This is a genomic window from Pelomonas caseinilytica (genome assembly GCF_021353235.1).
Taxonomy (GTDB): domain Bacteria; phylum Pseudomonadota; class Gammaproteobacteria; order Burkholderiales; family Burkholderiaceae_C; genus Pelomonas; species Pelomonas caseinilytica.
The window spans coordinates 157565-176527 of the sequence record NZ_JAJTWT010000003.1; the positions used below are offsets into that span (position 1 = coordinate 157565).

The window sequence follows — 18963 nt, forward strand, 5'->3', positions numbered from 1 at the left end:
GACGAACAAAGCCACAGAGGCACAGAGGCACAGAGGCAGCAGGATGAAGGCCCCTCTGTGTCTCTGTGGCTCTGTGGCCGTGTTTCGCCACGAATCGCGCCAGCCCGGCGCAGGCGCGCAAGGCACCACGCCATGATCAGCTTCGACTTCCTCGCCGTGCTGGCCGAATGGCCGCTGCTGCTCAAGGGCCTGGCATGGACCGTGGGGCTCACGGCGGTGGCCACGCCGCTGGGCCTGCTCATCGCCACGCTGGCGGCCTGGTCGCGGGCCAGCGGGCCGGCCTGGCTGCGCCGCGCGCTCGGCGCCTACGTCGAGCTGCTGCGCAACACGCCCTTCATCGTGCAGCTCTTCTTCATCTTCTTCGGCCTGCCGGCCGCCGGGGTAAAGCTCTCGCCCGAGGCCGCCTCGCTGATCGCCATGACGCTCAATCTTGGCGCCTATGGCTGCGAGATCCTGCGCGCCGGCATCCAGGCCACACCGCGCGGCCAGTGGGAGGCCGCGCAAAGCCTGGCGCTGACGCCGCTGCAGGCCTTCACCCGGGTCGTGCTGCCCCCGGCCCTGCAGCGCGTCTGGCCGGCCATGACGAGCCAGATCATCATCGTCATGCTGGGCTCGGCCGTGTGCGGCCAGATCTCCACCGAGGAGCTGAGTTATGCGGCCAACCTCATCCAGAGCCGGAACTTCCGCGCCTTCGAGGCCTTCATCGTCGCCACGCTGGCCTACCTGGCGCTGGCCGTCGCCACGCGCCGGCTGCTGACGTGGGCGGGCCCGCGCCTGCTCTTCGGGCCGGGAGGGCGCCATGGTTGAGTTCACCCTCTGGGACATCCTGCGCAACCTGCTGCTGGCCCTGCGCTGGACCGTGGCCCTGTCGCTCATCGCCTTCGCCGGCGGCGGCCTCGTCGGCGGCCTGCTGCTGACCCTGCGCCTGGCCCTCGGCCCGCGCACCCGCCGCGCCATCGCGCTGTACGTGCAGCTCTTCCAGGGAACGCCGCTGCTGATGCAGCTCTTCCTCGCCTACTTCGGCCTGGCCCTGCTGGGCTGGGAGGTGTCGGCCTGGACGGCCGCGGCCCTGGCGCTGACGCTCTACACCAGCGCCTACCTCGTCGAGATCTGGCGCGGCTGCGTGGAGGCCGTGCCGCGCGGGCAGTGGGAGGCGGCGCGCAGCCTGGCGCTGTCCTTCGGCGAGCAGCTGCGCCACGTCATCCTGCCGCAGGCGTTCAGGCTCGCCGTCGCGCCCACGGTGGGCATGCTCGTGCAGGTCATCAAGGGCACGGCGCTGGCCTCGGTCATCGGCTTCGTCGAGCTCACCAAGGCCGGCAGCATGATCGCCAACGCCAGCTTCAAGCCCTTCCTCGTCTTCGGCTGCGTGGCGCTGCTGTACTTCGCGCTGTGCTTCCCCGTCAGCCTCTTCGCCCAACACCTGGAAGCCAAGCTCCATGCACGCCCGTCCTGACGAACTCCCTGCCGCGCCCATCGTGCGCATCACCGCGCTGCGCAAGTCCTACGGCAGCCACGAGGTGCTCAAGGGCATCGACCTCGACGTGCGGCGCGGCGAGGTCATCGCCATCATCGGCAAGAGCGGCTCGGGCAAGAGCACGCTGCTGCGCTGCGTGAACGGGCTGGAGCAGTTCCAGGACGGCTCGCTCACGGTCAACGGCCGCCCGCTGCTTTACGAGAGCGCCATGGCCATGCGCGAGCTGCGCCAGCAGGTGGGCATGATCTTCCAGGGCTTCAATCTCTTTCCCCACCTGAGCGTGGGCCGCAACGTGATGCTGGCGCCCACCCTCGTGAAGAAGCGCGGCGCCGCCGAGGCCGCCACGCAGGCGCGCGCGCTGCTGGCCCGCGTCGGCCTGGCCGAGAAGTTCGACGCCCTGCCCGAACAGCTCTCCGGCGGCCAGCAACAGCGCGTGGCCATCGCCCGCGCCCTGGCCATGGAGCCGGCGGTGCTGCTGTGCGACGAGATCACCTCGGCCCTGGACCCCGAGCTGGTGGGCGAGGTGCTGCGCGTCGTCGAGGCCCTGGCCGAGGAGGGCATGACCCTGCTGATGGTCACCCACGAGATGGGCTTCGCCCGCAAGGTGGCCGACCGCGTCATCTTCATGCACGAGGGCCGGGTGCACGAGATCGGCCCGCCGGCCGAACTCTTCGCCGCGCCGCGCACGCCGGAGCTGCGGCAGTTCCTGTCCTCGCTGAACGACTAGCCGCGGCGGGGCCTGGCCCGGGAACGCCGCTTGCCGCCCGTCACCTCCTGTGCCTGAGGTGTGCCACGATGGCAGCCACCTGGGTCCAATCCGAGCCGAGGACCACCATGAGCAAATCCCCTGGTCACCGGGACCATCCCGAGCACACCGTCGCCGAGACCCATGTCGGCCACACGGTCAGCGCCTGCATCGACGGCCAGGTTGTCGCCGAGTCCGACGACGTGATCCGCGTCGACGAAGACGGCGCACTGCCGCGCTTCTACTTCCCGCGCGAGGCGGTCAGGGTCGACCGGCTCGAACGCTCCGACACCACGTCGCACTGCCCCTTCAAGGGCGACGCGACCTACTACAGCATCACCCAGGGCGGCCGACGGTTGAAGGACGCGATCTGGTCCTACGAGTCGCCCTACGATGAGCACGCCGCCCTCGCGGGCCGCATGGCCTTCTACGACGAGAAGCACCCCGGCATCGCCTTCAGCGAGGCGGCTTGAACTGCCGAGCCTGGCTCAGGCGGCCTCCATCGCCGCCTTGTAGATCGACTGCCGTGGCCGGGCCATCAGCCGTCTCAGCATGGGCTCGAAAGTCTCCAGCGGCAGGGTCTCGGCCCGCGGGTCGAAGGCGGGGTTGTCGTAGCGTTCGACGAACTCGGCCGTGCGCTCGAAGTGCGGGTGGCCGCGGAACTGCTCGCGCAGGTCGCGGTCCAGGCCGATGTGGTGGAAGAAGTTGTGGCCCTGGAAGATGCCGTGCTGCTGCACCATCCAGTGGTTCTCCTCGCTGACGAAGGGCTTGAGGATGGCTGCGGCGATGTCCGGGTGATTGAACGAGCCCAGGGTGTCGCCGATGTCGTGCAGCAGCGCGCAGCAGACGTACTCCTCGTCGCGTCCGTCGCGGTGGGCGAGGGTGGCGGTCTGCAGGCAGTGGGTCAGCCGGTCGACCGGGAAGCCGCCGAAGTCGCCGTCCAGCAGGCGCAGGTGGGCCAGCACGCGGTCGGGCAGGGTGCGCGCCATCTTCATGGCCTCGGGCACGATCAGCGCCCAGTCGTCGCGGCTGCTCTGGTCCATGCGGGTGAAGGTGGCGCGTGGGCTCATGTCGGTCTCCTCGGGTGGGCGGATTCTGGGCCGGCCGGCGCGTCGTGCGTGTCGCCTGCGGTACGCGGCCGGGCACGCCGCATGCCCTGCGTGCGGCCATGGCCCGAGCGTCGTACTTTCCTGCCGGTCCGGCAGTGCTCCGGGCCGGTGGTCTGTGTAAACGTTACGGCAGGGATGCCGTGTTGCGCGGGGTGGACCTGGCCATGTCGCGTGGCGAGGTGGGCGCCCTGGTCGGCGCGGCCGGCGCGGGCAAGAGCACGCTGCTGCGCTGCCTCACCGGGCGGGAGCCGGTCGATGCCGGCCATGTCGCCGTGGAGGGGCGCGCCCGCCTCGTCGACGGGGCCGATGACTTGCCGACCCAGCTCGGCATCGGCCGCCACCTGACGCTGGCTTGTGGCGGCGACGCGGGCCAGGCTCGCGACCTGCTGGCTCGCGTGGGCCTGGCCCGGCGCTTCGACGACCTGCCCGCCGCGCTCGGCGCCGGCGAGCGCCAGCGCGTGCGCATCGCGCGGGCGCTGGCCTCGGAGCCGGCGCTGCTGCTCTGCGACGAGGTGGCACCTTCCTTCGATGCCGAAGTGGCCGGCGAGGTGGCGGCCGCGGCGCTCGCCCTGGCTGCGGACGGCCTCGCCGTGCTGCTGGCCACCGCCGACGGCGACTTCGCGCGCGGCGCGGCGGACCGCGTCCTGTGGCTGCGCCGCGGCCGCATCCATGAGGCCGGGCCGGGCCGAGGGGCGGCGATGTCCTCGCGGGCGAGGTCCGCATAGCGGCGCTCGTCGGCGCGGGCGTGACAATCGCCCGCCATGCCCCGCCGCCCGCGCGACCACTATCACGTCTACGTCGTGCTGTTGTCCGACCGGGTGTGGAACGAGCCGGCCTTCCGCAAGGCCAATCCCGGGCACGACATCGCCAAGCCCTGCCTCTACGTCGGCATGACGGGCCTGGACCCCGACCTGCGCTTCGACCGCCACATGGCCGGCGTGCAGGCCAACCGCTTCGTGCTGAAGTACGGCGAGCGACTGGTGCCCGAGCTCTACGAGGTCTACAACCCCATGCCCTACGAGGCGGCGCGCGACATGGAGGTGGAGCTCGCCATCGGCCTGCGCGAGGCGGGCTATGCGGTGTGGCAGGCCTAGGAAACAGGGCGCAACTTGTCGCAGCCGTCGTTAGCGGCCGGGCCGCCGCGGGGCCGGCGCGGAAGCATCGCGATACAACCTGCGCCAGGCGCGCCGCCGCGTCGTGCAGACTGGCCCGATGACCCTGCTCATCGATGACAACCCCGCAACCCTGACTTCCGAACAGACGCTGACCGGCTGGCGGCGCGAGTTCTGCGTCGAGCTGCTCGGCGAAGGCCAGGCGCGAGTCTTCCTCCGCGCCCTCGAGGCGGCCTCGCTCAAGGCCTCCGAGCTCCAGCGCGGCGTGCTCTTCCACCGGGTGAACTCCGGCTTCACGGACCTCGCGGGCTGCGCCGCTGCCGCGCGCGAACCGCTGGAGCGCCTGGCCAGCACGGCCGTCAGGCAGCAGCCCAGCAAGGACAACCTCTTTGCCGCCGTCACCTACGACCGCATCGCCTGGGACGCCGTCGTCACGGCGGTCGAGCAGTGGCAGCGCCGGCCGCCGGCCAATTCCAGGCGTTGATCCGGGCTCAGCTCGCGGCCGGCTCTGCAGGCCGCACCGCGGGCAGCAGCAGCGAGATGACGGCGCCGCCGCCGTCGCGGTTGGCGGCCCAGATTCGGCCCCCGTGGGCCTCGGCGATGCGCCGGCAGATGGCCAGGCCCAGGCCCGTGCCGCCGGCGGCGTCGCGGGTCGCGCTGGACTGCACGAAGGCCTCGAAGATGCTTTCCAGCTCGTCGGGCGGGATGCCTGGGCCGCGGTCGGCGACGTCCACGCGGACCTGGCCGTCCTCCGCGCGCCCGGCCCGCAGCTCGATGCGGCTGCCCATGGGCGCAAAGCGGATGGCGTTGGCCAGCAGGTTGCGCAGCAGCTGCTGCAGCCGCAGCGGGTCGGCCAGCACGGCGAGCTCCTCGCCGCCCAGGTCGGCGTCCAGGGTCAGGGCGCGGGCGTCCAGCAGCGGCGCGAGCTCCCGGCCGACCTCGGCGGCGAGCGGGCGCAGGTCGAGGTGCTCGGGCCGGATGGGGGCCTGGCCGCGCTCGATCTTGCTTAGGTCGAGCAGGTCGTTGACGAGGCTGAGCATGCGCTGGCCGGCGCGGTGCACGTCGGTGAAGAGTTCGGCCAGACGGGCCTGGTCGCGCGCGCGCAGCACGCCGATCTCGGAGAAGCCGAGGATGGACTGCAGCGGCGTGCGCAGCTCGTGGCTGATGTTGGCGATGAAGTCGGACTTGGCGCGCGACGCCTCCAGCGCCGCGTCGCGCGCGGCGCGGGTGGCGCGCTCGGCTTCGCGGAACTCGCTGATGTCCATGACGCAGACGACGATGCCCATGGGCCGGCCCTGGGCGTCGGGGAAGGTGGACTTGCTGATGAAGAGGTCGCGCCGCCGGCCGTCGCTGCCATGCCAGACGGCCTCGTAGCTCATCTCGCCGCCGCGTGCGAGCAGCTCGGCGTCGCGGGCGTCGTGCAGGGCGGCTTCCTCGGGGCGCAGGTAGCTGGCGGCGCGGGTGCCGAGCACGTCGGCGCGCTTGCGCCCGGTGAACTGCTCCCAGGCGCGGTTGACGTCGAGGTAGCGGTTGTCGCGGTCGAGGACCGACATCGGCAGCGGGCTGCTGGCCAGCAGCGAGCGGGCCAGGCCGAGCTGGGCACGCAGCTCGGCCTGCGCGCGCACCAGGCCGCTCACGTCGGCGGCGCTGCCCACCCATTCGAGCTGACCCGGCCCGCGGCGCAGCGGCACGAGATGGATCTCGAAGCTGCGCGCCCGGCCGTCCGTGGCGGTCCAGTCGGCGCGCGCCTTGTGGGGCTTGGCGTCGTCGGCGGCGCAGGCGTCGAAGAGGGCCGCCACGCGCGGCGAGCCGCCGAACAGCTCCTGCAGGGGGCGGCCCAGCATCTGCCCCACGGCCTGGCCGCTGAGGCGGGCATAGCCCTCGTTGATGAAGGTGACGCGGCCGGCGCCGTCGGTGCGGAAGAGCAGGTCGTGCACGCTGCCGAAGATGGCGCTGAGCTCGCGCTCGCGTTCGGCGACCAGGCGCTGGGCGTCGTCCAGGGCCAGCTCCGAGCGTTCGCGGGCGCGCAGGGCCGCGGCGCCGACGCCCGACAGCGTCAGCAGCGCCGCGGCGATGCCGAAGGCGGGCAGGCCGAGTTCGAGCAGCGTGCCCAGCGAGCGCTGGCGCAGCGCGGCCTCGGGCAGCTCCACCAGCACCGCATAGGGCCGGGCGCGCAGGGCGCGGTAGCTGCCGAGCTGGGGCGCCTCGCGCAGGCCGGGGCCCTGCCAGTCGCCATGCTCGCTGCCGGCCCGCACGCGCGCCAGCGGCGCCTGGCCGGCGAGCAGGCGCGGCAGCTGCTCGCCGGCGTAGTGCTCGGCATCGCTGGTGACGGCCAGCAGCCGGCCGTCGAGGTCGGCGAGGGCGGCGGCGGCCTGCGGGTCGTTGAGGGTGAGCTGCTGGAAATTGGCCAGCGCGTCGGGGTTGAGCAGGGCCGCCAGCACGGCGAAGCGGCCGTCGGGCAGGCGCAAGGCGCGCAGCAGCGGGATGAAGCCCACGCCCGGCGGCACGATGCCGCCGGTGGCCAGCCCGGCGAAGCTGCGCGCCGCGACGAAGCCGCCGATGCTGCCTTGCCCCGGCCCGGGCCGGGGCCCGAGCGAGCCGGGCGGGAGCTGCACGCCGCGGTCGGCCGGGTCGGCAGCGGCGAGCACGTGACCGCCCTCGTCGAAGAGGGCGATGCCGCGCAGGAAGCCCAGGCTGGCCTGGGTCTGGCCGAGCAGGGCTTGCAGCACCTCGGGCGGCACGCCGCGGGCGGCCACGTCGGCCAGCCCGGCCAGGGCGATCTGGGCGGCGTCCAGGCTGCGGCTGGCGTGGTCTTCGAGCACCCGGGCCAGCAGGGCCTGACGCTCGCGGGTCTCCAGGGTCAGCTCGCGGTGATCGCGCCACAGCCCGTAGGTCGCGCCGGCCAGCACCGTGGCGGCCAGCAGCATGCCGGCGCCGGCCGTGATGATGCTCGGGCGCCAGCGGCTGCGATGCGGCATCAGCGCACGCGGACGATGGCACCCAGGCCGTGGCGGTCGGCCGCGGCGCGCAGGCGGCCGTCGCGCTGGATGCGGGCGACGAAGTCGTCGACCAGGCCCAGCCAGGCCGGGTCGCCCGGCTTGACGGCGTAGGCGTAGGGCATGACGAAGAAGGGCGCCGGCGGCGCGACCAGGCGCGCCCATTCGGCGTTGTCCATCAGGCGGCGGCTGTAGGGATAGTCGGTCATGAAGGCGTCGATGCGCCCGGCCTCGAGCTCGCGCTCGCGGGTGTCGGGAGGCTGCACGACGACCAGGGTAGCGCGCTTGAGGGCGCCTGCCATCACGGGTTCCATGAAAGTGCCGGCCTGCACGGCGATGCGCACGCCGGGCTTGTCCAGGTCCTCCCAGCGCTGCACGACGCGGCTGCTGCGCGTCGTCACGGCGTAGACGTCGCTCTCCAGGTAGGGCCGGCTGAAGCGCAGCAGGCGGGCGCGCTGCGAGGTCATGCCCAGGGCGAACATGGCCACGTCGCAGCGTTCCTGCACCAGGTCGTCGACGACGGTGGCGAAGGACGAATCGACGTAGCGCACGGTCGCGTGCAGCTCGGCGGCGAAGGCGGCGGAGAGGTCGATGTCCAGCCCGGCGAGCTGGCCGGTGCGCGGGTTGCGCAGCGAAATGCCGTAGTACTCCGGCCAGATGCACACCCGCAGCTCGCCCCGGGCGTGCACGCGTTGTTCCACCGTGGCCGGCGGCGCCGGGTTGCGGGCGGCCACGGCGGTGCCAGCCGCCAGCATTCCTGCCAGGATCAGGCCCGGGAGAGCCGCGCGCCGCTTCACGCGGGCTGCCCCGGCGGCGCCATGCCCGGGCGCGTGGCGTCGACGCGGTCGCGCAGCGCGATCAGCTCGGGGGCATGGGCGATGAAGGTGGCGACGATCTCCGGGTCGAAGGCGCTGCCGGCCTGTTCGGCCAGCATCGACAGGGCGAGGTCGTCGGCGCGCGCCGGGCGGTAGTGGCGGCGCATCGTCAGGGCGTCGAAGCAGTCCACCACGGCCACGATGCGGGCCGACAGCGGAATCGCCTTGCCGCTGAGGCCGTCTGGATAGCCATTGCCGTCCCAGCGCTCGCGGTGGCGCAGGGCGATCTCGGCGGCGAGGGCGAACAGGGGCAGCCGCGAGCCGCCGAGCAGGGCAGGGGCGCGATAGGGCTGGGTCTGGCGGCGCCGGCGCTCCTCGGCCGCCGTCAACGGCCAGTCGGGCTCGAAGGCGTCGGCCGTGGGGTCACATTCGCCGATGTCGTGCAGCGGCGCGGCCAGGCGCAGCAACTGGGCCGTCTCGGCGTCGAGGCCGAGGCGTTGCGCCAGCGCCTCGGACAGATAGCCCAGCCGCAGGCGGTGGGCACGTTCGTCCGCGTCCTGGACCGACGCAGGCGCTTCCGGCCGAGAGGACGGAAAGGGCGGAAGCGGCGTGATGAAAGGCATGGTGGAAACTCCGACGGCCGCCGGATTGTCGAATAAATTCTTTTTATCAAATATGCCGGAGCTCGTAGGGGCTTGCGAATTCGGCAAAATGTCGCTGTGAATTTCCCCGCGACCGTGCCTGATACCTGCTCGACCACCGAGGCCGCGCAGCGCCTCGGCATGGCGGTTCGGTCCGTTCAGCTGATGGTGGACCGGGGCGAACTGCAGGCCTGGAAGACTCCCGGCGGCCATCGCCGCATCCTGCGCAGTTCGCTGGATGCCTGGCTCAGCTCCCGTGCCGGCTCCACGGGCGCCGGCTCCCCGGCGCCGGCCGCGAGCGACGGCCGGCCGCTGACGCTGCTGCTCATCGAGGACTCGGTCCATTTCCAGAACCTCATCAGCCTCATCGTGAAGCGCGAATTGCCGGGTGCGGAACTCCACGTCGCCGCGGACGGCATCGCCGGCCTCGCGCTGGCTGGCCGCCTGGAACCGGACGTGCTGCTCATCGACATCCTGCTGCCCGGCATCGACGGCGCCGCCCTCATCACCAGCCTGCGCTCACACCCGCAGTTCGCGCGCAGCCGCCTCATCGTCGTCACTGCCCTCGACGAAGCCCAGCGCGCCCCCTACGCCTTCGCGCTGGAAGGCGTGCCGGTTGTGCACAAGACGGCCCTGGTGACGGAGCTGCCGGCCCTGCTGGCCCAGGCCGCCGCCCAACCCGCCTGAGGCGCCATGACCGCCCGCCTGCTGCTGATCGAGGACGACGCCTCGATCGCCCGCTTCGTCGAGCTGGCGCTGCAGGAACTCCCCCACCACGACCCCACCGCCCCCGCCGTCGAGCTGCATGTCGTGCGCGACCTGGCCTCGGCCCGCACGGCCCTGGCCCAGGGCGGCTGGCAACTCGTCATCAGCGACCTGATGCTGCCCGACGGCTCGGCCGAGGCGCTGCTGGTCGAGGGCTTGGCACTGGCGCCGGGCGCGCCGGCCTGGGTGGTCTTCAGCGCCGGCCTGCACGAGGAGCGCCGCGTGGCCCTGGCCGAGCGCGGCGTCGCCCGGCTGCTGCGCAAGCCCGTGCCGCTGGTCGAGTTGCTGGACGTGATCGCCGAAATGCTGCGGGCGCAGCCCGACCCTGGCCAGTGCGCCGCGTCACCTGCGGCGGCTGCTGACGACCCCGTCGCGCGCCACTTCGGCGGCGACCGAGGCCTGTACGAGGCCTTCCGCGCCGGCTGCATCGAGCGCTTCGCCGGCGACCTCGCCGAGGGCGATGCCGCGCTGGCGGCCGGCGACCGCCAGGGCCTGCGCCGCGTCGCCCATGGCCTGAAGGCGGTGCTGGAACTGCTCGGCGACGCGCGCCTGGCGGCCACGGCCCGGGAACTGGAGGACGCCGCAGCCGCGGACGCGCCCGTCGCCGCCGGTTGGACGGCCCTGGCCGAGGGCCTGCGCCGCCTGCGCGCCTAGACCACATCCACCGGTCGCGCTTCGCAATATTTGGCAGATTTCCGCCGACCCCACCCGTTCAGGGGTGCCTGCATTGCTCGCGGCTAGCAGCAAATTTGATAATCGTTGGAGTCGTTTTCCGAGCCGCCGCCGACCATGAATTCCAGCCGCCCGTTCCCGCCTTCAGACCTGCAAGGGCCCGCGCGGCCCCACGGCTGCTGAGGAGCCGCGGCATGCCCACGCGCACGGTGCTCTACGTCGAGGACGACGCGGTCAACGCAATGCTGATGCAGGGCATCGTCGAGCTGCGGCCGGGTTGCGAGCTGCATGTGGCCCGCACCGGCGCCGAGGCGCGCGAATTCGTGGCCGGGCGGCCCGTGGACCTGCTGCTGTGCGACCTGCGCCTGCCCGACGTGGCGGGCGACGCCTTGCTGGCCGAGCTGCGCGCCGCGGGCCTCTCGCCGGCCGTGCCGGCCCTGCTGGTGACGGCCGAGTCCGAGGAGCTCACCGCCCAGCTGGCCCGCGACGGCGGCTTCGACGGCTACTGGACCAAGCCGCTCGACGTGGCGGCCACGCTGGCCAGCCTCGAACACTGGCTCGTGGGGCGGTGACGGCGCGTCGCGCCGGCTGACACAAATCTTTGCGCCTGGGCCACACGGCCTTGCGTGCCTGGCGGGATGCTTGCGGTGACGACGGACACCGAAAGCCCTGCGATGAAGAACCGCCGCTACGTGATCAGCAGCGCTGCCGCCCTGGCAGGCGCGGCGATGCTGGCCCGCCGCAGCCACGCCGGCGCGCCCGCCCCGCTCAGCGCCGAGGAACGCGCCATGCATGCGCTCAACCGCCTGGGCTACGGACCCAGCCCGGCGGACGCCGCGGCCATCGCCGAGCACGGCGCGGCGCGCTGGCTGGACCGCTTCCTGGCCGGGCAGTTCGAACCCCGCCGCCTGCCCCAGCCCGCGGCGCTGACGCAACGTCTGGCCGGGCTGGAGGTGCTGGCCCTGAGCCAGGCCGAGCTGTTCGGCCGCTATCGCGAGGCCGTCAAGGCCGCCCGCGAGGCCCGGCGCGAGAAGGTCCAGGGCATGGCCCCCGAAGCCGACGCCCTGAACGCGGTGCGCGACAAGGTGAGGCCCCTCGTGGCCCAGGCCGCGACGGCGCGCATCGCCCGCGGCCTGCAAAGCCCGGCCCAGCTCGAGGAGGTGCTGACCGAGTTCTGGTTCAACCACTTCAACGTCTTCGTCGGCAAGGGGCCGGTGGGCGTCCTCGTGGCGGACTACGAGCAGCGCGCCATCCGCCCCCACGTGCTCGGGCGCTTTCGCGACATGCTGGGCGCGACGGCCCGGCATCCGGCCATGCTGCTCTACCTGGACAACGCGCAGAGCGTCGTCGCGGGGTTCGAGCCGCCACGTCGGGGGCGCCGCCCCGAGGCCAAGGCCCGCAGCCCCCGCGGCCTCAACGAGAACTACGCGCGCGAGCTGATGGAGCTGCACACCCTCGGCGTGGACGGCGGCTACACCCAGCGCGACGTGACCGAGCTGGCGCGCATGCTGACCGGCTGGGGCCTGGACACCCGCAAGGCGCTGTTCGGTGGCCGCGGCGACCTCTTCCAGTTCGACCCCCGCCGGCACGACGCCGGCAGCAAGACCTGGCTGGGCGAGACGGTGCGCGGTTCCGGCCAGGCCGAGGGCGAGCATGCGCTCGACGTGCTGGCGGCCCACCCGGCCACGGCCCGCCACCTGGCCTTCAAGTTCGCCCAGGCCTTCGTCGCCGACGACCCGCCCGCCTCCCTCGTGCAGAAGCTGGCCGATGCCTTCCGCGCCAGCGGCGGCGACCTGCGGGAGTTCACGCGCACCCTGGTCGGCGCCGACGAGTTCTGGAGCCGCGAGGCCTACCAGGCCAAGTTCAAGACGCCCTGGCAGTACCTGCTGTCCAGCCTGCGCGCGCTGGACCTGCCGCTGAACGACCCGCAGCCGCTGCTGGCCGCGCTGGCCCAGGCCGGCCAGCCGCTGTACGGCGCCCAGACGCCCGATGGCTACAAGACCGTCGCCGCCGCCTGGCGCAACCCCGAGGCCCTGACCCAGCGCGTGCAGCTGGCCACGACGTTAGGGCAGCGCAGCGGTGTCAGTGTCGACCAGCTCAGCACCACGCTGGGCGCCTCGGTCAGCGAGCCCACGCGCCGCACCTTGGCCGCAGAACCGGCCGGCCAGCAGGTGGCGCTGCTGCTCGCCAGCCCTGACTTCATGAAGAGGTAGCCCGTGAGTACCAATGAACTCAATACAAAACACAGCCACAGAGGCATAGAGACACAGAGAAATTGGTGCTCTCTCTCTGTGCCTCTGTGGCTGTGTTCCTGCAATTTGGAGTCCTGACATGCTCCGCCGCCAACTCCTCCATTTCGGCGCCTTCACGCTGGGCGGTCTGCCCGTCTCGCTCGTGCAGGCCCAGGGAAGCAGCCAGAAGAAGCTCGTCGTCGTCATGCTGCGCGGCGCGGTGGACGGCCTGTCCGTCGTCGCACCCTACGGCGAGCGCGAGTACGCCGCCAGCCGGCCGCAGATCGCCCTGCCGGCCCCGGGTGCCGACGACGGCCTCCTCCGCCTGGACTCGCTGTTCGGCCTGCATCCGTCGCTCGCGCCGCTCAAGCGCCGCTGGGACGATGGCCAGCTCGCCTTCGTGCACGCCAGCGGCTCTCCCGATCCGACGCGCTCGCATTTCGATGCCCAGGACTTCTTCGAGTCCGGCACGCCGGGCCGCAAGTCCACGCCCGACGGCTGGATGAACCGCCTGCTGACGGCCCTGCCCGGCGAGCCCGCGCCCACCCGGGCCATCAGCCTGGGCCAGACGCCGCCGCGCATCTTCGCCGGCCTCGCCAGCGTCGCGAGTCTCGGCCTGGGCCCCAAGGCCCTGCAGCGCCGCGCCATCGACGACCCGCGGCTGCAGGCCGGCCTGGCGCGCCTGTATGCCGGCGATGCCCAGCTCGGCAGCACCCTGCGCGACACGACCGAGGCGCGCAGCGAGATGGGGCGCAGCATGGCCGGCGAGGGCGGCATGGACGCCAAGGCCGATGCCGGCGCGCCCTCGGCCCGCAGCTTCGCGGCCGATGCCCGGCGCCTGGGTACCCTCATCCGCAAGGACGCCCACACCCAGCTCGCCTTCACGGCCGTGGGCGGCTGGGACACCCACGTCAACCAGGGTGCGGCGCGGGGCCAGCTCGCCAACCGCCTGGCCAGCCTCGGCGAGGGCCTGGACGCCCTGTGCACCGGCCTGGGCGACGCCCTGGCCGACACCGTCATCGTCGTGGCCAGCGAGTTCGGCCGCACGCTGCGGCAGAACGGCAACGGCGGCACCGACCACGGCCGCGGCAACGTGATGTGGCTGCTCGGCGGCCCGGTGGCGGGCGGCCAGGTGCTCGGCGAATGGCCCGGGCTGGACACCGCCGCGCTGGCCGACGGCCGCGACCTCGCGGTGCGCACCGACTTCCGCCAGGTGCTCGCCCCGGTGCTCGAACGCCATCTCGGGCTGACGGAGACCGCGCTGGCGACAGTGTTTCCGCAAGCACCGCAGACTTGGCGTTATGCGGACCGGCTGCTGCGGGCCTGAGGCCCCTGCAGCCCTCGTCCACTCCAGGGAGAACGAGATGTTGCGAGACGCATTCCCGCTGTTCGGCCTGTGCCTCGGTGGCGCGGTGCTGGCCTACTGCTTCCTCGTGGCGGCGGGGGCCTGACGGCGGCCGACCTTACAGACCCCGCTTGGCCTGCGTCAGCAGCGTGCTGACCTCGGTCGAGACGAGGGCGAACTGCGAGCCCGAACCGATCAACTGCTCGGCGCGCTCGTAGAGGCCCTCGTTGATGCGCCGGGCCACGTCGGCCGCCGTGCGGTGGAACTCGGCATGCTTGTCCACCAGCGCGACGAAGGTCGGGCGCGAACTCCAGCGCCGGCCGCCCTCGCCATGCAGCCAGCGCCCCAGCGGGCATCGGTCGTCGCGGCAGATGGTCTCGGCATCGAGGCGGCCGTGGTCGGCGATGGCGCTGCGCAGCTTGACCTTCCACTCCCGGTGGGCGGCGATGGCGGCGTCGAAGTCGAAGTCGGCCTCGGGCACCGCTGCATCGCCGTCGGCCGCCTCGGCGACCAGGTCGGGCGGCAGCTGGAAGCGGGCCACCTCGCCGACGAGGGTGTGGGCCTGCTGTTTCATGGCCGCGGCGGCGGCGGCCGTCTCCTCGACCAGGGCGGCGTTGTGCTGGGTCGCGCGGTCGAGTTCCTGCACGGCCTGGCCGATGTGGGCGATGCCCTTGTTCTGCTCGCGGGCGCCGGAGGCCACCTCGCCGAGCAGCTGGTCCACGCGGTCGGAGCCGGTGACGATCTCGGCGATGGTCTCGCCCGCGCGGCCCACCGTGGCGGCGCCGGCCTCGACCTGCTCGACGCTGCGGCTGATCAGCGTCTTGATCTCCTTGGCCGCCTCGGCGCTGCGCTGCGCCAGCATGCGCACCTCGCCGGCCACGACGGCGAAGCCTCGGCCCTGCTCGCCGGCCCGGGCCGCTTCCACCGCGGCATTGAGGGCCAGGATGTTGGTCTGGAAGGCGATGCCGTCGATGGTGCCGATGATGTCGGCGATGCGGGCGGAGGAGGTGCGGATGTCATCCATGGTCCGGGCCACCTCGCCCATCACGCGCCCGCCGGCGGCGGCGGTCTGGGCATTGCCGCGGGCGAGCTGGGCGGCCTCGGCCGTGTGCTCGGTGCCGCTGGCCACCGTGGTCGAGATTTCCTCCATCGACGAGGCCGTCTGCTCCAGGCTGGCGGCGGCCTGCTCGGTGCGGGCCGACAGGTCCAGCGCGCCGCTGGCGATCTCGTCGCTCGAATGCTGGATCTGCCGGCTGGACTCCCGCACCCGCAGCACCATGTGCCGCAGCGAGGCCTGCATGGCGGCGAGGTCGGTCATCAGCTCGGCCGCCTCGTCATGGCCCCAGGGCGAAGGGGCCATCGTCAGGTCGCCGGCCGTCATCGCGCGCAGGTGCCGGCGCGTCTCGTTGAGCCCGCCGTCGATGACGCGGTAGAAGCTCAGGAAAAGATAGCCGGCGACGGCCATCGTCAGCGCCAGCACCACGGCGGCGCGGCGGACCTCGGCGACGGTCTCCTGGCGCAGGTCGTCGACGTAGATGCCCGAGCCGATGACCCAGCCCCAGGGCTCGAAGCCCTTCACGAAGGAGAGCTTGTCGACCGGCTGCTCCTGGCCCTGGCGCGGCCACTGGTAACTGACGAAGCCCTCGCCATGGGCGCGCACCTCGTCGACGAAGGCCTTGAAGAGCGCCAGGCCGTTGGGGTCGCGGATGCCGCTGGCGTCCTTGCCGTCCAGCTCCGGCTTCATGGGGTGCATGACCACGACGGCCTGCATGTCGTTGATCCAGAAATACTCCTGCCTGTCGTAGCGCAGCTGGGCGATGGCCTTGCGGGCGAGGGCCTGGGCCTCCTGCCTCGGCATGCCGCCGGTTTCCAGGCCGTGGGCCCAAGCCAGCAGCCCGTGGGCGATCTCCACGTGCTGGCGGGTGGCGTCCTTGCGCAGGCCCAGCCGGTGCTCGTCCTGCATGCGGATCATCCAGCCCAGCAGCAGCACCATCGGGATGACGAAGGCCGCCGAGATCAGCAGCGCCTTGCTGGCGAAGCGCAACTGGCGGAACAGCCGCACGCCGGGGGCCCAGAGGCCGTGGTAGGCGAAGAACCCGCCCGTCGCCCACGGCTGCGCGGCCGTCGGCGGTGCGGTGGAAGATGGCTGGTGGCCCGCAGAAATCATCGGAAGGTGCTCATCGTTGAGGTCCGTAGCCATGCAGTCTAGGAAGGCTGGCGGGCACGGCGGGCCAGGATTCGCCAGATACGGAATGAATCGATAAAAACTGCACGGACTGTCCGGACACTGTCCGCGGACAGCGTCCGCAGCGCCAAGTCCTTGATTCAGCAGGCCTCGGCCGCTGGCATATGGCTTGCGATGAGGGGGGCATGAACACCGGCTTTCGAGACACTTCCGAGCAGGACCGTCCCCTTGCCCGCCCCTCCCGGCGCCGCCCGCTGCTGCTGGCTGGCGGCGTCGGCCTCGCCGTCCTCACCCTGGCGGCGGTGCTGTACGGCGGGCAGCTGACCCAGAGGCTGTCCACGGGTTCGGCCGTCAGCGCCGCGCGCCTGACGCTGGCCACCGTGGACGTGGGCCCGCTGACGCGGGACGTTGCCGGCGAGGGCCGCGTCGTCGCCGCCCAGAGCCCCACGCTCTACGCCCCCGGGGCCGGCACCGTCACGCTGGCGGTGCAGGCCGGCGACCCGGTCAAGCGCGGCCAGGTCCTGGCCCGCGTGGAGTCGCCCGAACTGACCAACCGGCTGGCGCAGGAGCGCAGCAATGTCGACGCCCTCAAGGCCGACCTCGCCCGGGCCGAAGTCGAGGCCCGCCAGCAGACCGCCGCCCTGCAGAGCGCCTACGAGAACGCCCGCATCGACCAGCAGACGGCGCAGAACGACCTGGCCCGCCAGACCCAGGCCTTCGAGGCCGGTGCCACGGCGCGCATGCAGGTCGAGCGCGCCCAGGACGCGCTGGCCAAGGCGAAGCTGGCGCTGGACCAGGCACGCGACCTGCGCGGCCTCAAGACCGACAGCCTGGCCCTGGACGTGCGGGCCAAGCAGAGCGCCCTGTCGCGCCAGCAGTTGCTGGTGTCCGACCTGGAGCGCCAGGTGGCCGAGCTGGCGGTGCGCTCGCCGGTGGACGGCCAGGTGGGCCAGCTCTTCATCGCTGACCGTACCAACGTCGGCCGCGACGCCAAGCTGCTGTCGGTCATCGACCTCTCGGCGCTGGAGGTGCAGATGCAGGTGGCCGAGAGCTTCGCGCGGGAGCTGCAGCCGGGCATGCCCGGCGAGATCAGCGGCAACGGGCAGCGCTGGGCGGGGCAGGTCAGTTCGGTGTCGCCCGAGGTCGTCAACGGCGAGGTGGCGGCGCGGCTGCGCTTTGCCGGCGCCCAGCCCGAGCAGCTGCGCCAGAACCAGCGCCTGAGCGTGCGCGTGCTGCTGGACCGGCGCGACAAGGTGCTGGGCGTGGCGCGCGGCAGCTTCGTCGACGAGGGCGGCGGCTTCGCCTACGTGGTGCGCAACGGCGTGGCCGAGAAGGTGGCGGTGAAGCTGGGGGCGCGGTCGCTGGACCGGGTGGAGATCGTCTCGGGGCTGTCGGTGGGGGATCGGGTGGTGATCTCGGGGGCAGACAACTTCAAGGGCGCGGAGCGCGTCCTGATTGCGGATTGAGCATGTTCGGTGTCTGCGCGATGAGTCGTTCGGTTGCTTTTGCGCCGAGCCTTTCGACCCGGTGCACCGCCGCGGGAATCCGCCCCGCGAGGGCGGGTAACTTTTCTCTGTCGCGCCAGAGAAAAGTCACCAAAAGAGAGGCGCCCTCATCCCAGCCCGCTTGTGCGCTTGAAGTTTTGATTAGCCCCGAGGCGACCCGCTGCGCTCTCGCCGCTGTCCCTGTCAAGAGCACCACTGATCGGACCTTCACGCCGGTCAACGCCGGCTGCACGCCGGGCTCACCATTGAAGGCACCACATGCGACGACGCGCCACCCGAGCGGCGCTTGGTTTTCTCCTGGTGAGCACGGCGTGCAGCCGCGCGTTAGGCGCACGGACGGCGGGGGCATCGGGCTCTTCACAAGGACAGCGGCGAGAGCGCGGCGGCTCGCCTTGTCGAAGGAGGCCAGCCGTGGTTTTCGCGCGCGAGTCGTCGCCCAGGCCCGCTGGTTTGCGGTTCAGCGCCTCTTCTTTGGTGACTTTCTTCTGGCGCCGCAGAAGAAAGTTACCCCGCCGCCGGGCGGGACTCCCGGCACCTTGCCAATAGACCAGCGCAACGCGAAGCGAAGCAATTCCAGGCAAAGCCGGACGCCGGCAAGCCACCCCAACTGAACGGGATGAACACCATGCTCCAAATGGAAAAACTCCAGAAGGTCTACCGCACCGAAATGGTCGAGACCTACGCCCTGCGCGACTTCAACCTCACCGTCGGCGAAGGCGAGTTCGTCGCCGTGACCGGACCCTCGGGCTCGGGCAAGACCACCTTCCTCACCATCGCCGGCCTGCTCGAAGCCTTCAGCGGCGGCAGCTACCGGCTCGACGGCATTGACGTGAGCCGCATGGGCGACGCCGAGCGCTCGCGCATCCGCAACCAGAAGATCGGCTTCATCTTCCAGGCCTTCAACCTCATCCCCGACCTCAACGTCCTCGACAACATCGAGGTGCCGCTGCGCTACCGCGGCTACGGCGCAGCCGAGCGCAAGAAGCGCGCCGCCGATGCCCTGGCCCGCGTCGGCCTGTCGGCCCGCGGCCGGCACTATCCCGCCGAGCTCTCCGGCGGCCAGCAGCAGCGCGTGGCCATCGCCCGGGCCCTGGCCGGCGAACCGCGCCTGCTGCTCGCCGACGAGCCCACCGGCAACCTCGACAGCGCCATGGCACGCAGCGTCATGGAACTGCTGGAGGAGCTGCACCGCGACGGCGCCACCATCGTCATGGTCACCCACGACCCGCAGCTCGCCGCGCGGGCCCAGCGCAACGTCCACGTCATCGACGGCCAGGTCGTCGACCTGGCGGCAGAACTCGCGGCTTGAAATGAAATCCAAACAAAGCCACAGAGGCACAGAGGCACAGAGGCGGAGGGCTGGCGCTC

Annotated in this window: 19 protein-coding genes; 14 read left to right on the plus strand and 5 right to left on the minus strand. The window is 72.1% G+C overall.

The features are described 5' to 3' along the window. The first annotated feature begins 132 nt into the window (after positions 1-132). The 4 genes from LXT12_RS08120 to LXT12_RS08135 all read left to right on the plus strand — a co-directional run bounded on the left by LXT12_RS08120 (position 133) and on the right by LXT12_RS08135 (position 2692). Positions 133-807 carry an amino acid ABC transporter permease gene (locus LXT12_RS08120; RefSeq protein ID WP_233391013.1) on the plus strand — a complete coding sequence of 225 codons (675 nt, stop codon included), beginning with the start codon at positions 133-135 and terminating at the stop codon, positions 805-807. Next, positions 800-1453: an amino acid ABC transporter permease gene (locus LXT12_RS08125; RefSeq protein ID WP_233391014.1), complete on the plus strand. Its 654-nt coding sequence runs from the start codon at positions 800-802 to the stop codon at positions 1451-1453. The genes LXT12_RS08120 and LXT12_RS08125 overlap by 8 nt, the downstream gene beginning before the upstream one ends. Next, positions 1437-2201: an amino acid ABC transporter ATP-binding protein gene (locus tag LXT12_RS08130; RefSeq protein WP_233391015.1), complete on the plus strand. Its 765-nt coding sequence runs from the start codon at positions 1437-1439 to the stop codon at positions 2199-2201. The genes LXT12_RS08125 and LXT12_RS08130 overlap by 17 nt, the downstream gene beginning before the upstream one ends. A 107-nt stretch (positions 2202-2308) precedes the next feature. Continuing rightward, positions 2309-2692, plus strand: coding sequence for a DUF427 domain-containing protein (locus tag LXT12_RS08135; RefSeq protein WP_233391017.1), 384 nt, complete (start codon positions 2309-2311; stop codon positions 2690-2692). A gap of 15 nt (positions 2693-2707) precedes the next feature. Here LXT12_RS08135 and LXT12_RS08140 read toward each other — a convergent pair whose 3' ends face one another. Beyond that, positions 2708-3289, minus strand: a complete 582-nt coding sequence (locus LXT12_RS08140) for an HD domain-containing protein (protein WP_233391018.1) — start codon at positions 3287-3289, stop codon at positions 2708-2710. Between the two features lie 98 nt (positions 3290-3387). On the opposite strand from LXT12_RS08140, the gene LXT12_RS08145 reads away from it, so the two are divergent. The 3 genes from LXT12_RS08145 to LXT12_RS08155 all read left to right on the plus strand — a co-directional run bounded on the left by LXT12_RS08145 (position 3388) and on the right by LXT12_RS08155 (position 4924). After that, positions 3388-4053, plus strand: a complete 666-nt coding sequence (locus LXT12_RS08145; protein ID WP_255763523.1) for an ATP-binding cassette domain-containing protein — start codon at positions 3388-3390, stop codon at positions 4051-4053. Positions 4054-4089: 36 nt separating this feature from the next. After that, positions 4090-4422, plus strand: a complete 333-nt coding sequence (locus LXT12_RS08150) for a hypothetical protein (protein ID WP_233391021.1) — start codon at positions 4090-4092, stop codon at positions 4420-4422. A gap of 118 nt (positions 4423-4540) precedes the next feature. Continuing rightward, on the plus strand, positions 4541-4924 hold the full coding sequence (locus tag LXT12_RS08155; protein WP_233391022.1) for a hypothetical protein: 384 nt from the start codon (positions 4541-4543) through the stop codon (positions 4922-4924). A 7-nt stretch (positions 4925-4931) separates the two neighbouring features. Here LXT12_RS08155 and LXT12_RS08160 read toward each other — a convergent pair whose 3' ends face one another. Genes LXT12_RS08160 through LXT12_RS08170 form a run of 3 tightly spaced genes read right to left on the minus strand, consistent with a single transcriptional unit; the run spans position 4932 to position 8874 of the window. Beyond that, positions 4932-7418, minus strand: coding sequence for an ATP-binding protein (locus LXT12_RS08160; RefSeq protein ID WP_233391023.1), 2487 nt, complete (start codon positions 7416-7418; stop codon positions 4932-4934). After that, positions 7418-8191 (minus strand): ABC transporter substrate-binding protein, encoded by a 774-nt coding sequence (locus tag LXT12_RS08165; protein WP_233391024.1) that lies wholly within the window; start codon positions 8189-8191, stop codon positions 7418-7420. Before LXT12_RS08165 ends, LXT12_RS08160 begins: the two co-directional genes overlap by 1 nt. Positions 8192-8229: 38 nt before the next feature. Further along, positions 8230-8874, minus strand: coding sequence for an HD-GYP domain-containing protein (locus LXT12_RS08170; RefSeq protein ID WP_233391025.1), 645 nt, complete (start codon positions 8872-8874; stop codon positions 8230-8232). A gap of 114 nt (positions 8875-8988) precedes the next feature. On the opposite strand from LXT12_RS08170, the gene LXT12_RS08175 reads away from it, so the two are divergent. The 5 genes from LXT12_RS08175 to LXT12_RS08195 all read left to right on the plus strand — a co-directional run bounded on the left by LXT12_RS08175 (position 8989) and on the right by LXT12_RS08195 (position 13887). Beyond that, the gene (locus tag LXT12_RS08175) at positions 8989-9579 is read left to right on the plus strand and encodes a response regulator (RefSeq protein WP_349255013.1); all 591 of its coding nucleotides are present in this window, start codon (positions 8989-8991) and stop codon (positions 9577-9579) included. 6 nt (positions 9580-9585) lie between these two features. After that, positions 9586-10311 carry an Hpt domain-containing protein gene (locus tag LXT12_RS08180; protein WP_233391026.1) on the plus strand — a complete coding sequence of 242 codons (726 nt, stop codon included), beginning with the start codon at positions 9586-9588 and terminating at the stop codon, positions 10309-10311. 212 nt (positions 10312-10523) lie between these two features. Beyond that, the gene (locus LXT12_RS08185) at positions 10524-10901 is read left to right on the plus strand and encodes a response regulator (RefSeq protein WP_233391028.1); all 378 of its coding nucleotides are present in this window, start codon (positions 10524-10526) and stop codon (positions 10899-10901) included. 102 nt (positions 10902-11003) lie between these two features. After that, positions 11004-12542, plus strand: a complete 1539-nt coding sequence (locus tag LXT12_RS08190) for a DUF1800 domain-containing protein (protein WP_233391029.1) — start codon at positions 11004-11006, stop codon at positions 12540-12542. Between the two features lie 118 nt (positions 12543-12660). Further along, positions 12661-13887 carry a DUF1501 domain-containing protein gene (locus LXT12_RS08195; protein ID WP_233391030.1) on the plus strand — a complete coding sequence of 409 codons (1227 nt, stop codon included), beginning with the start codon at positions 12661-12663 and terminating at the stop codon, positions 13885-13887. A 136-nt stretch (positions 13888-14023) separates the two neighbouring features. Here the strand turns inward: LXT12_RS08195 and LXT12_RS08200 are convergent, their stop codons facing one another. Further along, positions 14024-16072 carry a methyl-accepting chemotaxis protein gene (locus LXT12_RS08200; RefSeq protein ID WP_233391031.1) on the minus strand — a complete coding sequence of 683 codons (2049 nt, stop codon included), beginning with the start codon at positions 16070-16072 and terminating at the stop codon, positions 14024-14026. Between the two features lie 203 nt (positions 16073-16275). On the opposite strand from LXT12_RS08200, the gene LXT12_RS08205 reads away from it, so the two are divergent. Then, positions 16276-17556, plus strand: coding sequence for an efflux RND transporter periplasmic adaptor subunit (locus tag LXT12_RS08205; RefSeq protein WP_233391032.1), 1281 nt, complete (start codon positions 16276-16278; stop codon positions 17554-17556). A 664-nt stretch (positions 17557-18220) separates the two neighbouring features. Continuing rightward, entirely contained in the window at positions 18221-18904 is a 684-nt protein-coding gene (locus tag LXT12_RS08210) for an ABC transporter ATP-binding protein (protein WP_233391787.1), read from the plus strand. Positions 18905-18963 lie beyond the last annotated feature (59 nt).